Source organism: Microbulbifer sp. S227A (assembly GCF_049800935.1).
In genome coordinates, this window is sequence record NZ_JBNAFZ010000001.1 from 970,027 (window position 1) to 983,545 (window position 13,519).

General features: G+C 63.8%; 14 protein-coding genes. 7 read left to right on the forward strand and 7 right to left on the reverse strand.

Annotation, left to right across the window (positions count from 1 at the left end; genetic code table 11):
* The first annotated feature begins 228 nt into the window (after positions 1-228).
* Positions 229-2,283, forward strand: coding sequence for a hypothetical protein (locus ACP15R_RS04620; RefSeq protein WP_424985205.1), 2,055 nt, complete (start codon positions 229-231; stop codon positions 2,281-2,283).
* 121 nt (positions 2,284-2,404) lie between these two features.
* Here ACP15R_RS04620 and ACP15R_RS04625 read toward each other — a convergent pair whose 3' ends face one another.
* From ACP15R_RS04625 to ACP15R_RS04650, 6 genes are all read right to left on the reverse strand, one after another.
* Positions 2,405-3,379 carry a TonB family protein gene (locus ACP15R_RS04625; RefSeq protein ID WP_424985206.1) on the reverse strand — a complete coding sequence of 325 codons (975 nt, stop codon included), beginning with the start codon at positions 3,377-3,379 and terminating at the stop codon, positions 2,405-2,407.
* Positions 3,376-3,753, reverse strand: coding sequence for an ExbD/TolR family protein (locus ACP15R_RS04630; protein WP_424985207.1), 378 nt, complete (start codon positions 3,751-3,753; stop codon positions 3,376-3,378). The genes ACP15R_RS04625 and ACP15R_RS04630 overlap by 4 nt, the downstream gene beginning before the upstream one ends.
* A 4-nt stretch (positions 3,754-3,757) precedes the next feature.
* Positions 3,758-4,123, reverse strand: a complete 366-nt coding sequence (locus ACP15R_RS04635; RefSeq protein WP_424985208.1) for an ExbD/TolR family protein — start codon at positions 4,121-4,123, stop codon at positions 3,758-3,760.
* The gene (locus ACP15R_RS04640) at positions 4,116-4,736 is read right to left on the reverse strand and encodes a MotA/TolQ/ExbB proton channel family protein (RefSeq protein ID WP_424985209.1); all 621 of its coding nucleotides are present in this window, start codon (positions 4,734-4,736) and stop codon (positions 4,116-4,118) included. The genes ACP15R_RS04635 and ACP15R_RS04640 overlap by 8 nt, the downstream gene beginning before the upstream one ends.
* On the reverse strand, positions 4,733-5,155 hold the full coding sequence (locus tag ACP15R_RS04645; RefSeq protein ID WP_424985210.1) for a hypothetical protein: 423 nt from the start codon (positions 5,153-5,155) through the stop codon (positions 4,733-4,735). The genes ACP15R_RS04640 and ACP15R_RS04645 overlap by 4 nt, the downstream gene beginning before the upstream one ends.
* 173 nt (positions 5,156-5,328) lie before the next feature.
* A complete protein-coding gene (locus ACP15R_RS04650) occupies positions 5,329-5,940 on the reverse strand; it encodes an NUDIX hydrolase (RefSeq protein WP_424985211.1) in 612 nt (203 codons plus the stop codon).
* A 33-nt stretch (positions 5,941-5,973) separates the two neighbouring features.
* Between ACP15R_RS04650 and ACP15R_RS04655 the strand changes: the two genes are divergently transcribed.
* From ACP15R_RS04655 to ACP15R_RS04680, 6 genes are all read left to right on the forward strand, one after another.
* A complete protein-coding gene (locus tag ACP15R_RS04655; protein WP_424985212.1) occupies positions 5,974-6,159 on the forward strand; it encodes a ribbon-helix-helix protein, CopG family in 186 nt (61 codons plus the stop codon).
* The gene (locus tag ACP15R_RS04660; protein WP_424985213.1) at positions 6,159-7,682 is read left to right on the forward strand and encodes a CHAD domain-containing protein; all 1,524 of its coding nucleotides are present in this window, start codon (positions 6,159-6,161) and stop codon (positions 7,680-7,682) included. Before ACP15R_RS04655 ends, ACP15R_RS04660 begins: the two co-directional genes overlap by 1 nt.
* Complete coding sequence (locus ACP15R_RS04665; protein WP_424985214.1) at positions 7,679-8,425, forward strand: ParA family protein; 747 nt, start codon at positions 7,679-7,681, stop codon at positions 8,423-8,425. Before ACP15R_RS04660 ends, ACP15R_RS04665 begins: the two co-directional genes overlap by 4 nt.
* Positions 8,422-8,904 (forward strand): CYTH domain-containing protein, encoded by a 483-nt coding sequence (locus tag ACP15R_RS04670; protein ID WP_424985215.1) that lies wholly within the window; start codon positions 8,422-8,424, stop codon positions 8,902-8,904. Before ACP15R_RS04665 ends, ACP15R_RS04670 begins: the two co-directional genes overlap by 4 nt.
* A gap of 101 nt (positions 8,905-9,005) precedes the next feature.
* The gene (locus tag ACP15R_RS04675; RefSeq protein ID WP_424985216.1) at positions 9,006-10,106 is read left to right on the forward strand and encodes an efflux RND transporter periplasmic adaptor subunit; all 1,101 of its coding nucleotides are present in this window, start codon (positions 9,006-9,008) and stop codon (positions 10,104-10,106) included.
* Positions 10,103-13,192, forward strand: a complete 3,090-nt coding sequence (locus ACP15R_RS04680; RefSeq protein WP_424985217.1) for an efflux RND transporter permease subunit — start codon at positions 10,103-10,105, stop codon at positions 13,190-13,192. Before ACP15R_RS04675 ends, ACP15R_RS04680 begins: the two co-directional genes overlap by 4 nt.
* Before the next feature lie 24 nt (positions 13,193-13,216).
* Here the strand turns inward: ACP15R_RS04680 and ACP15R_RS04685 are convergent, their stop codons facing one another.
* Positions 13,217-13,504, reverse strand: coding sequence for a DUF2218 domain-containing protein (locus ACP15R_RS04685; protein ID WP_424985218.1), 288 nt, complete (start codon positions 13,502-13,504; stop codon positions 13,217-13,219).
* Positions 13,505-13,519 lie beyond the last annotated feature (15 nt).

Genomic DNA, 13,519 nt, shown 5'->3' on the forward strand with positions numbered 1-13,519 from the left:
GGGTTCGTCAATTTCGACGACTGACATCAGAAAAACAGTCCAACGACCAATGATGATGGAGTGCTGACGGGCCACCATCACACGTGGGAGTCTTTCGGGTTCTCCATCATGCGCCGGAAATTTTTCCAAGGCGCGAACCACGAGAGCGGCCAGACCAATTTCGGGTCCGGTCCAAACCGAGGCGATCCCGCCGGGGTCGTTTCACCAACCAAATTGGAGACTTAAATTATGAAACTCTTTGCATCCCTGCGCTCGACCACTGCCGCCTGTGACGGCGAGATCGAAGACATCACCGAACTGAGCGCCGCCGAGGCCGCCATCGTGATCGGAGGCATGCCGCCCCCGGATCCGGCACATACCTATGACGAAGGTGACGAGGGCGACGAGGCCAACGAAGGCAACGAGGACGACGAGGGCAACGAAGGCAACGAGGCCAATGAAGGCAACGAGCCGCATCTCTTTGATGAAGGCAACGAGGGCAACGAGCCAGCCGACCCCGATTTCGCCGGCAACGAGAATGACGAAGGCAACGAAGGTGACGAAGGCAACGAGGGCAATGAACCGCACCTCTTTGACGAAGGAAACGAAGGCAACGAACCGATCGACCCGGATTTCAACGGCAATGAGGGCGATGAAGGCAACGAAGGCGACGAATTCGACGACGGCTTTGAAGGCGACGAAGGCAACGAAGGCAACGAGGGCGACGAAGGCGACGAACATAACGAAGGCAACGAGGGCAACGAAGGCAACGAGGACAACGAAAACGACGAACACAACGAAGGCGACGAGGACGACGAAGGCAATGAGAGCCTCTTTGACTTCGAAGACGAAGGCAACGAGGACAACGAGGGCAATGAAGGCAACGAAGGCGGCGAAGGCGACGAAGGCGACGAGAACAACGAAGGCACCGAAGGCGACGAAGGCGACGAGGGCGACGAAGGCGGCGACGAAGGCAACGAAGGCAACGAACGCGACGAAGGCAACGAGGGAAATGAGGGCAACGAGAACAACGAGGGCAATGAAAACGACGAAGGCGACGAACACAACGAGGGCGACGAGGACGACGAAGGCAATGAAAGCATCTTTGACTTCGAAGACGAAGGCAACGAGGACAACGAGGGCAACGAAGGAAACGAAGGCGGCGAAGGCGACGAAGGCGACGAGGACAACGAAGACGACGAGCACGACGAGAACAACGAGGGTGATGAAGGCAACGAAGGCAACGAGATCCACGACGAGGGCGACGAAGGAAACGAAAACGACGAGGGCAACGAAGGAAACGAAGGCAACGAGGGCAACGAACCGCATCTCTTTGACGAGGGCAACGAAGGCAATGAGCCCCTGGACCCCGACTTTGCCGGAAACGAGGGCGATGAAGGCAACGAGGGCGACGAAGCAAACGAAGGCAACGAGCCACATCTGTTTGACGAGGGCAACGAGGGCAACGAACCGTCCGATCCCGATCTGGTAGGGGCCGATGAAGGCGACGAAGGCAATGAAGGCGACGAGGCCGACGAAGGCAACGAGGGCAGCGAGGCATCCTCGGTCGACGAGGGTGACGAGGGCAACGAATTCACGCCCAACGACGAAGGTAATGAAGGCGACGAGGGCAACGAAGGCGACGAAGGAAACGAAGCCGGTGCCGACGAGGGCAACGAAGGCAACGAAGGCAACGAAGGCGACGAGGGCGATGAGCCTGGCGCCGACGAGGGCAATGAAGGCGATGAAGGAAACGAGGGCGACGAAGGCAACGAACCCGGTGCCGACGAAGGCAACGAGGGCAACGAAAGCGGCCCGATCGGCAGCGATGACGGCAACGAGGACAACGAAGGCAACGAAGGCGACGAAGGCGATGAAGCCGGGCTCGACGAAGGCAACGAAGGAAACGAGGGCAACGAGGGCGATGAAGGAAACGAAGCCGGCGTTGACGAAGGCAACGAGGGCGATGAAGGAAACGAAGGCGACGAGGGTGACGAGCCCGGAGCCGACGAAGGCAACGAGGGCAATGAAGACACGCCCAACGACGAAGGCGACGAAGGCAACGAGGCCGACAATGAAGGCACCGAAGGAAACGAAGGCAACGAGGGCGACGAAGGTGACGAGCCCGCACCCGCGGGCGGGTTTGCCTGTGGTGCCGATGGTGGCAGCGAAGAGACCGATGCCTGCGGCACCGACGCCTGTGCCATCGATGCCGGTGGCGCGTCAGGAGGCGGAGAGGATGCCAGCGACATGTTCGGTGCCGATCTTGCCGGTGGTCTGGATGACCTCGACGCAGGTGTCTAAGGCGCTGGCCTGCTAGGCGAAATTGCAGGGCGGCCCCGCCGTCGCCCTGCGCAAGACCGAAACACGCGACGGCCCGGTTTGCAACGAACCGGGCCGTTACGCCGTGCCCGGTGGGCCGGGATCACCGGTTGCGATAGATGAAGGTCAGCTGCCGGCTTTTGCCATCTGGCGGTCTTGGAAACGGGGCCGCGTTGCGCACCTGCTGAATCGCGGCATTGCGCAACTCTTGCGAACCGTTGCTGTCGATGATGCTCACACTGGCCAGGGAACCATCGGGGTTGATCTGAAAGAACACCCAGGCCGCGCCATAGCCGGTCACCTTAACGGTCAGCGACCGGTTCAAATGCACCAGGACGCGCCCGGCATAATTGGTCTCGCCGGCATTCCCCGATCCGCTGGACCCGAGAAAGCCCGAGCCGCCCGATGGCTGTACGTCAAGCTGTGTTTCCCCCCGCATATAGGCCGCCAGCGGCGACTCGATCAGCGGCGGCGACAACAGGTTACTGAACGCGTCGGCCTCGTCGCGGCGGGGGGTGCCCTGCGCCTCGGGCTGGCGTTCGGGCAGACGCGGGCGGGGCGAGGCCGCTACCGCCAGTTGCGTGTCCTCAACCTGCTCTGGCGGTGTCACCTCTTGCGGGTCCGCGACCGGTTCCGACGTGTCCGGCGCGGCCACGGGTTCGGCGGGTTCCGGCGGCAGCGCGGCGACCTGCTCGGGAGGCACCGGTTGCGGCGCAGGGGCGGCGGCGGGGGCCGGTGCCTCTTGCGGTGCAACCGGTTCGGAGGGCTCGCCGGGCGAACCTTGCGGCGCAAAAACCTGTTCCGGAGACGGCGAGGCCACCAGCGCTTGCGATGTCGTGGCCTCGGTCTGCTCGGGCTCGGGCGGGGATTGGGGGGCCGGCGCAGGTTCGGGCGGAACCGGGTCCGAGACTGCTTCGGCGACATCCTCAAAGGCGTTGCCCATCGCCACCACGTCGCCGGTGTTGTCCTGGATCTCCGGTTCCACCCGGTCGAGCGAACTCCACCCCAGGCCCAGCAGATGCAGCACCAGCGACAGCACCAGCGCCGCCGCGGCGATGACCGCGGAACGCGGGATCATTTCAGCGCCCGCTCGGTCACAAGGATCACCGACGGCGCGCCCAACCGGCGCAGCTGGCCGGTAACCTCGATCAGGCGCGGCCCCGAAACCGCGCGATCCGGCACGATCCGCACCGGGCCCGGAACATGCCGGGCCATGTACGTCTCGGGGGTTGTTGCGTCGCCGCGAAAGCTGAGCGATCCGTCCCTGTGCAGCACCAGCGCGTCCGGCGGCTCGCGCCCCTCCAGCCCCGCCGTGTCGACAAGCGCAAGATCGGGATCGAGCGGTGGCGCAACCGTGCCGGCGATGAGGAAAAAGATCAGCATCAAGAAAATGACGTTGATCATCGCGATGGTGGCATCACGGGGTTTGCGCGGGAGGGCAGGCCGGATCATGCGACTACTCCAGCACCGTGACAGTCAGCCCGTCGCGACCGCGCAGCCGCACAAGAAGGTCCACCACCCGTTGCGCCGTTGCGTCGGCATCGAGGCTCACCAGGACCAGACCGGTCTCGATCTGTGCCGCCAGATCCTCGAGCGTGACCGGCGTGCCGTTCAACACGAGGCGTTCGGCCCCCAATTGCACGAACACCCGCTCGGACGGCGCATCCGAACCGGTACCGCCACCGGTGGCCTGGCTCAGCTCGATCTCGCCAAAGCTGGAAAAGGTCGAAGACAGCATGAAAAACAGCAACAACAGAAAGATCACGTCGATGAGCGGCGTCATCGACATGCGGCGCCGAACAAAGGGCGCGGTGTTACGCATGGCTCTGCGCCGGTGCCAGAACCGTGCGCAGCGCCTTGTCCGCAAAGACCCGCTCGCGCGCCGTGCGGCTCTCGAACCAGGCAAGGATCATCGAGGTCGGCATCGCCACCGCAAGCCCGACCGCCGTGGTCATCAGCGCCACCCAGATCCCTCCCGCCAACAGCGACGGATCAACCGAGGTGCCGGCGGTTTGCAGGCTCCGAAACGCTTCGATCATGCCCAGAACCGTCCCGAACAGGCCCAGCAGCGGCGCAAGTTGCGCCACCGTGTCCAGAAAGCGAAACCCCCGCTCCAACCCGGCCAGCGCCAGACCGGCTTCTGCATCGAGCCGCCCTTCGAGGCCCGGTTGCCCTGGCGCGTTCATCGCCGTTCCCAGCAGCGGCGCGAGATAGCTGCGGCTTTCGGCAAGCCGGGCGCGGGCGCGTTGACGATCACCGTCATCCCATGCCGTCAGCGCCTCGGACAAGACCCGGTGGCGGCCCACCCCACAGGCCGAGAACTGCCAGAGCTTGTAAAGTGCAACCCCGAAAGCCAGCACCGACATCACCAGCAGGATGACAACCACCGGGCCGCCAAGTGAAAACAGACCAAGCAAGGTATCAATCGGGTTCATCCGAGCAACTCCACCGACAGGCGGCTGCGCAGCACAAGCGCATCCTCGCAGATCGCGTTCTCGGCCCCGTCCACGATGCAAGAGCTTGCACCGTTGATCAACGCCCGCCCCACCGTGTCACAGGCGACCCCGGGCAGTTCAAACTGGCGCACCCTCGGGCGCGCGGCGGGCAGATCGCGGAAATTGAAGAGCGACAGGCTCACCACCGCGCCCGCCGTGTCAAAGATCACCGTCTCGAACACGGCCTTGTCGATCTGCATTCCGGTATCGTTGGCGATCACAAAGGTCAGGCGGCAGGCCCCCCCGACGTCCTGAACCGTGTTCAGTTCAATGGACAGGCGGTCGGCGGGCTGCGCCGGCGCCAGGGCGGGTACAGCACCGGCCAGCAGGACGCCAAGCACGAGACGGCGAAACGGCATGAGCGGGTTCCTCTTGATGCAACGCCAGGCAATGACGCCACGACCCGGCTCGACCTGCCCCATACCGCAGATGCAAAACGAGCGAAAGGACAGCAGACGCCATTGTGATCGACGCCACCGGTTGCGGCGAAATTTGGCTGGTCGCCTTGATCGACGCCCTTGTGCCGTGAACCCTAGACGGCGCGGCGCAGCAATCGCTTGATCGCGGGCTCCGACTTCAGCGACAGCAGGATGTGCTGAAGCTCGGGCTCGCGCACCACCCGCGCGGCCTGCTTGAGGGTGAACCAGCGGCGCTTTCTCTCGTGGCATTCCTTCCACCGTTTGAGCACCGAGCGCACCAGCATCGGGTAAAGGATGATCCGCCCCCCGACCTTGCCGCCGCGCGCCTTGCCGGCAAAGGCGTACCGGCCAATCGGCCGGTCGGCGACATTGCCGCAGACGCCCGCCTCTTCCCGCGCTTCGATCTCTGCGGATTTGCGGCGCGATTTGCCATTCATCTCGGACCCTTTGGGCGGCAACCAGCGACCGGACCCGCGCGATGTCACCAACAAGACCTCAACCCTGTTCCGCTTGTTGAGGCGAACAGGGAGCGCGGCGACTTGTGGCTTGGTTCGGGGCATATATGTGAATTCGCCTGGCTCGTTACACAAAATGATGGGGTCACTCTGGCATGTTCGATTGAACGTCTCAAGTGGGTCATGTCGGCAATTCGAACGGGAAGAACGGCCATTGCCACCGGAATTCACACCCGCGCAGATACGGGGTTGCGCGCGATTCGAAGTCATGACATTTTGACGTCACAATTCGGGAAACACAACATGGCCAAAACCGACGGACGTGGCGCGGAGCCAGGGAAAGACGACAAGAAAAACACGTCGCTGCGCCTTAGCAAGAAGACCCTGAAGGCGTTGAAAATACGAGCCATTGAGGAAGAATCCAGCGTTCAGAAGATCGTTGAGCAGCTTATCGAGGCGTATCTCGACGCCCCGCGAAAGAAGGACTGATGACACAGACAGACCATTATTGCCTGCCCGCCATCCCGGCGAGCGACCTGCCCGGCATCCCGTTTGGCAAGCTGAAACCGGTCGTGACCTGCGAGGAACCCGGCCGCGCGTTCCAGCTGCTCGACACGTTCGACGACACCCTAAGCAGCGCGGGCAAATTGCTTTGTATCACCGGCGACACGCTCGAATTGCTGACACCGCAACATGGTCTGCTCAGCCAGCCCGCGACGCGCGGCGGCCGCTTTGTCGCCGACCTTGCCGACGGCCCGGTCAAGGCGGCGCTTGGCGATGTGTCGGCGCTGCGGGCGCTGCTGCCGCTTGGTCAAGGCGAATTGCAGACGGTGCGGCTCGCGCTGGTGGATGGCGAACAGAAAACCCGCGTGCGGGCGATCCTGCGGCTGATGACCACGGAACCGGGGGGATCGGTCGCCATCGTCACGCTTCAGGGGCTGCGCGGCTATGACAAGGCGCTGGAGCAGGTACGCAGGCAGATCATCGCCAATGGCGGCGCACCGCTTGGTGACGGGCCGGTCTATGCCGCGCTGTTTCCCGGTCGCCGTAGCTATGTCGCCAAACCCAGGATCATGGTTGGACAGGACGAAGCGGCCTTTGACGCCGCCAACAGCATCATCGGCACCTACCTGCCCATCGCCGAGGCCAACGAGCCGGGGATCATCGACGATATCGACACCGAATTCCTGCATGATTACCGGATCGCGTTGCGCAAGATCCGCTCGGTGCTCAGCCTGTTTTCCGGCGTCTACAGCGAAAAGGCCACGCTCGGCCTCAAGACCCGGTTCTCTGACCTGATGTCTCCGACCGGCCGCCTGCGCGACCTCGATGTCTATCTGGCGGAAAAGGACAAGTTCTTTGCGCTGCTGCCCGACACCCTGCACCCGGGGCTCGCGCAGCTGTTCGACATGTTCGCGGATCAACGCGAACACGCACAGGCCACCCTGACGGAGCACCTCAAGAGCAAACCCTACCGGCAGGAGATGAGCGCCCTTGCGGCGCTGTTCGCCAAACCCAAGAAGATCAAGCGCGGGCCCGACGCGGACCGCCCGGCGCTGGATTACTCGCGCGCGCTGATCTGGAAACGGTATCGCAAGGTCTGCAAGATCGCCGCCGGAATCGACGCCTCAACCGAGGATGAAGAGGTTCACCGCCTGCGCATCCAGTGCAAGAAACTGCGCTATCTCATGGAGTTCTTTGGCCCGGTCTTTCCCAAGGCCGAGTTCCAGAGCATTCTGAAACCTCTCAAGAAATTGCAGGACAATCTCGGGCTGTTCAACGATTACTCGGTGCAACAGGACAACCTGCGCGCCCTGCTCGACGATCTGGGCCGCACGCCGGAAAAGAAGAACCTGGAAATCGCCCAGAGCGTCGGGGCGCTGGTGGCTGTACTGCACCGCAAACAGCTTGAGGAACGCGCCAAGGTCATGAAAAGCTTTGCCAATTTCAACAGCAAATCGACCCGCGACACGTTTCGCACCCTGTTCCATGTTGCAAAGGGCAAGTCATGAAAATCATCGCCTGCTATTCGAACAAGGGCGGTGTCGGCAAGACCGCGACCGCCGTGAACCTGGCGCATGCCTTTGCCGAGGCCGGATCGCGCACCCTGATGTGCGACCTCGACCCCCAGGGCGCGTCGAGCTATTATTTTCGCGTAAAAGCCTCCAAGAAGCTGAAAGATACCAGCTTTTTCAAGGATGTAGAGCGATTCACCGGGGCAATCCGGGCCAGCGATTTCGACAATCTCGACATCCTGCCCGCCAATCTGAGCTTTCGCGATTTCGACATCTTCCTGTCGCGGATGAAGAACAGCCGGTCGCGGCTCAAAAAGGCGCTCAAGGCCGGCGGCAGCGAGTATGACACCATCATCCTCGATTGCCCGCCCAATATCTCGACCCTGTCGGAAAACGTGTTCCGCGCCGCCGATTGCATCGTTGTCCCGGTGATCCCGACCTCGCTCTCCGAGCACACGTTCGAGCAGCTGATGGAGTTCTTCAGGGCCAACAAGCTTGAGCGCAAGAAGATCCTGGGGTTCTTTTCGATGGTGCAGCGGTCAAAGAAACTGCATCGCGAGACGGAAGTGAGAATGCGCAAGCAACATCGCAAGCGGTTTCTGGGCACCAGCATCCCCTTTACGTCCGAGGTCGAAAAGATGGGCATTCACCGCGCCCCGGTGGCGACCTATGCCAGCGGCCATGCCGCGGCCAAGGCATACCGGGCTCTGCATACCGACGTGATGGACCACCTGAAATGAGCGGCGGCACCGAGATCGAGCGCAAGTTTCTGGTGGCGGAGCTGCCGGACCTGGCCGGTGCACGCGCCGTACCCATCCGGCAGGGGTATCTCACCGACAAGGCGGATTCGGTCGAAATCCGCCTGCGCCAGAAGGGAGAAACCTATCTGACCACGATGAAAAAGGGGGCCGGGCTTGAGCGTATGGAATGCGAGGCGGAGATCTCGCAGGCGCATTTTGACCTGTTCTGGCCCGCGACCGAAGGACGGCGCGTGGAAAAGACCCGCTGGATTGGCCAGCTTGCCGGGGGCGTGACGTTTGAGCTTGATGTTTTCGAAGGCACGCTTGCACCGCTTGTGCTGGTCGAGGTCGAGTTTGCGACGGTCGAGGCTGCCTCGGGCTTTCAGCCCCCCGCATGGTTTGGCCGCGATGTGACCGAGGATGCGCGCTATTCCAATGCAAGCCTCGCGGCGGCAGGAGCCCCAACGCCGGACGCATAGCCCCTGCGCGCCGTCAACAGCAGTTGCCATTTCGCGCGGCTTCTTTACGTTGATTGCGATGGACGACGCGAGGTCCTGTCGCAACTTCGGATACCCACGGCGTGTCTCTCTGGAAACAGCTCCTGATCCTTGGCCTGCTCGCCCTGCTTGCGCTTGGCGGCTATGAGGGTTTCACACGCTATGCCGGCCCCTCCGGGGAAGCCGGCAATACGGCACCGGGCCGTTCGCGCGCGGCGGTGGTGGAACTTGCGCGCGCCGAAACCACGATCCTGAGCCAGACGGTCGAAGCCGTCGGCACCACCCGCGCGCGCCAATCCGTCGAGATCGTGCCACAGGCCGAGGGCCGCATCATCGAGATGAATTTCACCGCCGGCGAACAGGTCAGCGAGGGCACTGTGCTGGTGCGGCTGGACGACACGATCGAGCGCGCCAACCTCGCCGAGGCCGAGGCCCGCCTGCGCGAGCGCGGCAAGGTGTTCGAGCGGATGACCCAGCTCAGCAACAGCAACGCGGTGGCCGAAGCGGCGCTGGAAGACTCGATTGCCCGGCTCGCAGAAGCGCGTGCGGAACTGGACCGCGCCCGCCAGCACCTGAACGAACGCAGCATCCGCGCGCCGTTCTCCGGCGTGGTCGGGCTGGCCGAAATCGACCGTGGCGCGCGGGTGGCCACCGGTACGCTCATTGCACGGCTGGATGACCTGAGCGAGGTCGAAGTCGAATTCTCGCTGCCTGAAACCCTGTTTGCCCGCGCCCGCGTCGGCCAGCGGCTGGTCGCGACCAGCATCGCCTTTCCGGGCCAGGGCTTTGATGGCAAAATCGCCGCCGTGGACAGCCGGATCGACCCCGTCAGCCGCTCGTTCCGCACCCGGGCGATCATTCCGAACCCCGACGGCGTGCTGCCGGCGGGCATGTTCATGGCGCTGGAACTGACGCTGTCGCAGGATGAATTTGTCGTGGTCCCCGAAGAGGCGATCATTTTTCAGGCCGCCGAAACCTATGTCTTTGCGGTTCAGGACGGCATCGCCAAACGAACCCGCGTGACCACCGGACAGCGGCGCGACGGCAGGGTTGCGGTGCTGTCCGGGCTTGACGCGGGCACCGATGTGGTGGTGCGCGGGCTGCACCGGGTGCATGATGGCAACCCGGTAGAGGTTCTGGGCGCGAAGGCGGACGAAACGCCGATTGACGGGGCCGATTCATGACGCTCTCGGACATTTCGGTCCGCCGCCCGGTCCTGGCGGCGGTCGCCAGCCTGCTGCTGATCGTGTTCGGCATTGGCGCGCTGCGCGACATCCCGGTTCGGGAATTGCCGGATGTGGACAACGCGGTGGTCACGATCACCACCGATTATCGCGGCGCCGCCCCCGAAGTGATCGACACCGATATCACCGAAACCGTCGAAGGTGCGGTTGCCTCGATCTCGGGCATTCGCTCGATCAGCTCGGAAAGCCGCCAGGGCCGGTCGCGGGTGACGATCGAATTCGAGGTCGGCCGCGACATCGAGGTGGCCGCCAACGATGTGCGTGATGCGGTCGGCCGCGTGCGCGACGACCTGCCCCAAGAGGCCGACACGCCCGAAGTCGAGAAAAGCGATGCCGATGCCGATCCGGTAATGCGGCTGGCGATCACCTCGGACCGGATGACAACCGCCGAGATCACCGATTATGTCGACCGTTTCATCGCCGACCGGCTGGCGACGCTGGATGGTGTGGCCAGTCTGCAAATCTATGGCGAGCGGTCCTTTGCGGTGCGCATCTGGCTCGACCGCCGGGCGCTGGCGGCGCGCGGCCTGACGGTATCGGATGTCGAACAGGCCCTGCGCCGCAACAATGTTGAACTGCCCGCCGGCGAGGTCACGTCGCGCAACCGGCAGCTGACCGTGCGTCTGAACAGCCGGTTGAAAAGCATCGACGATTTCCGCGACGTGGTTCTTGACCGGGTGGGCGGCTATCCCGTGCGCCTGAGTGATGTGGCCCGGGTCGAACCCGGCGTGGCCGACGATTCCACCATTGCGCGCAGCGATGGCAAGGATGCTGTGGGCGTGGCAATCCAGCGGCAGAGCCAATCGAACACGCTGCGGATTTCCAATGCGGTACGGGAAGAGATCGCGCTGCTGCGCCAGACCCTGCCCGACGGCATGGAGATCAATGTCGGCTCGGATGATGCGCTGTTCGTCGGGGCCTCGATCCGCGAAGTCGTGCAGGCGCTGTTCATCTCGCTGGGCCTGGTGGTTCTGGTCATCCTGCTGTTCCTGCGCAGCTTTCGCGCCACGTTGATCCCCGCGATCACCATTCCGGTGTCATTGCTCGGGGTGTTCGTGCTGATCGGTGTCTGGGGGTTTTCAACGAACACCCTGACGTTGCTGGCGCTGTTGCTGGCCATCGGGCTGGTGGTGGATGACGCCATCGTGGTGCTCGAGAACATCCAGCGGCGGATCGAAAACGGCGAAAGCCCGATGGTCGCCAGCCTGCGCGGCGCACGGCAGGTGACATTTGCGGTGCTGGCCACGTCGGTCACGCTGATTGCGGTTTTCATCCCGTTGTCTTTCATGCCGGGGCAGGTCGGGCGGCTGTTCATCGAGTTTGGCTGGGTCATGGCGGGCACGGTGGCGATTTCCACCTTTGTGGCGCTGACCGCCTGCCCGGCGCTGGCCTCAAAGATCCTGCGCCGCAAGGCCGCGCCCACCGAACACCCCACGGATGCCCCGAGCGGCCCGGTCCAGCGCGCCTATGCCGCGCTGTTGACGCGCATGTTGCGTATGCCGCTGGTGGTGCTGGCCCTCGCCCTGGCCGTGACCGGCGGCGCGGCGCTATTCTATGACACCCTGCCCCGCGAACTCGCCCCGCGCGAAGATCGCGGCGTCGGGTTTGTGCCCCTGACGGCGCCGCAGGGCAGCACGGTGCAATATTCCGACCTGGCCGCCCAGCAGGTCGAGGACATCCTGCAACCCCTGCGCGACGAGGGCGTGATCGAGAGCGTCTTTGCCTTTTCCGGTTTTGGCAACCGCGCCTGGCGGGCCTTTGTGGTGTTCCGCCTGGCCCCGTGGGAAGAGCGGGTCATGCCGGTGGCGGACGTGGTTCGGCGCATCGCGCCGCAGATCGCCCGCCTGACCCTGGCTCGCGGCTTTCCGGTCACGCCGGCGGGGCTGGGTCTGCGCGGCAACTCCACCCCGGTGCGGGTCGTGGTGAGCGGCCCGGATTTCGACAGCGTCAAGGATTGGGCCACCGCGCTGCTGGCGCAGGCGGAACAGATCGAAGGGCTGGCCAATCCCGAGATCAATTTTGAACAGAACCTGCCCCAGCTCGAGGTCAATATCGACCGAGCCCGCGCCGATGATCTGGGCATCGCGATCGATACGGTCGCCAACACCATGCAGACCATGCTCGCTTCGCGGCAGGTCACCACCTTTGTCAGCCGGGGGCGCGAATACCCGGTCATCCTGCAGGCCGAGGAACAGGACCGCCGGTCGCCTTCGGATATCGACAACATCTTTATCCGCTCGGGCGATGGCGAAACGCTGGTGCCCCTGGGCGCGCTGGTGTCGGTCACCGAGAATGCCGCCTCGCCTTCGCTGCGGCGGTTCGATCGCCTGCCCTCGGTGCAGCTCTCCGGCGCGTTGGCTCCGGGGGCCGATCTGGGCGGCGTTCTGAGCGAATTGGAAGCCGCCGCCAGCACCATCCTGCCGGCGGCCGGCAAGCTGGGCTATGAAGGGCAATCGCGCACCTTCAAGGATACCTCGGCGGGGACCGGCATGGTCTTTGCCCTGTCGCTGCTGATCGTGTTCCTTGTGCTCGCCGCCCAGTTCGAGAGCTTTGTGCACCCTGTCACGATACTGCTGACCGTTCCCGCCGGGATCGCGGGCGCGATCTATGCCATGGCACTCGGGGGGTTGTCGCTGAATATCTACAGCCAGATCGGGATCATCCTACTGATTGGTCTGGTGGCCAAGAACGGCATCCTGATCGTCGAATTCGCCAACCAGCTGCGGGATGAGGGAAAATCCACCCGCGAAGCGGTGATCCTGTCGGCGGTGCTGCGGCTGCGCCCCATCGTGATGACGGTGCTGTCCACCATTCTCGGGGCCTTGCCGCTGGTCCTCGCCACGGGCGCGGGGGCCGAAAGCCGCAATGCCATCGGCACCGTGATCATCGCCGGGCTGGCCATGGCGTCGGCCCTGATGCTGGTGGTGACGCCGGTGCTCTATGACCTGCTTGCCCGGTTCACCAAGCCGCGCGGTGCGGTCGAACGCGCGCTGGAAGACGAATTGCGGGCCGCACCCGCCGACTGACCATGCGGCGCGGCCGCGCCCCGGTTACGCGTCGGTCCAGTTCATCGCCGAGAACTCTTCGCGAAAGGCAAATCGCTTGAGGTGATCCTCGACGATATAGCGCGCAACCCCCAGCCCCTTTTCATCCTCGGCGGTGATCACGATCTTTAGCCCGTGATCGTCGGCAACCAGCGTGGCCCGCCCCGGAGGCAGGTCCGCATGGCCGGACCTGTCGTCATATTCCACCGCGACCTTATGCGCGAAATGCTTGCACAATTGTTGCAGGTATTTCGATCCGTTCGAAGTTTCAAAGTGGCCTTGCGACGACAGCATTTTGCATTCCTATTT

Excerpts from the sequence above, each read along its gene's own strand:
- ACP15R_RS04625 (WP_424985206.1), bottom strand. The coding sequence starts at position 3,379 with ATGATCCCGCGTTCCGCGGTCATCGCCGCGGCGGCGCTGGTGCTGTCG.
- ACP15R_RS04685 (WP_424985218.1), bottom strand. The coding sequence starts at position 13,504 with ATGCTGTCGTCGCAAGGCCACTTTGAAACTTCGAACGGATCGAAATAC.
- ACP15R_RS04665 (WP_424985214.1), top strand. The coding sequence starts at position 7,679 with ATGAAAATCATCGCCTGCTATTCGAACAAGGGCGGTGTCGGCAAGACC.
- ACP15R_RS04630 (WP_424985207.1), bottom strand. The coding sequence starts at position 3,753 with ATGATCCGGCCTGCCCTCCCGCGCAAACCCCGTGATGCCACCATCGCG.
- ACP15R_RS04680 (WP_424985217.1), top strand. The coding sequence starts at position 10,103 with ATGACGCTCTCGGACATTTCGGTCCGCCGCCCGGTCCTGGCGGCGGTC.
- ACP15R_RS04650 (WP_424985211.1), bottom strand. The coding sequence starts at position 5,940 with ATGACTTCGAATCGCGCGCAACCCCGTATCTGCGCGGGTGTGAATTCC.
- ACP15R_RS04660 (WP_424985213.1), top strand. The coding sequence starts at position 6,159 with ATGACACAGACAGACCATTATTGCCTGCCCGCCATCCCGGCGAGCGAC.
- ACP15R_RS04645 (WP_424985210.1), bottom strand. The coding sequence starts at position 5,155 with ATGCCGTTTCGCCGTCTCGTGCTTGGCGTCCTGCTGGCCGGTGCTGTA.
- ACP15R_RS04620 (WP_424985205.1), top strand. The coding sequence starts at position 229 with ATGAAACTCTTTGCATCCCTGCGCTCGACCACTGCCGCCTGTGACGGC.
- ACP15R_RS04655 (WP_424985212.1), top strand. The coding sequence starts at position 5,974 with ATGGCCAAAACCGACGGACGTGGCGCGGAGCCAGGGAAAGACGACAAG.
- ACP15R_RS04670 (WP_424985215.1), top strand. The coding sequence starts at position 8,422 with ATGAGCGGCGGCACCGAGATCGAGCGCAAGTTTCTGGTGGCGGAGCTG.
- ACP15R_RS04635 (WP_424985208.1), bottom strand. The coding sequence starts at position 4,123 with ATGCGTAACACCGCGCCCTTTGTTCGGCGCCGCATGTCGATGACGCCG.
- ACP15R_RS04640 (WP_424985209.1), bottom strand. The coding sequence starts at position 4,736 with ATGAACCCGATTGATACCTTGCTTGGTCTGTTTTCACTTGGCGGCCCG.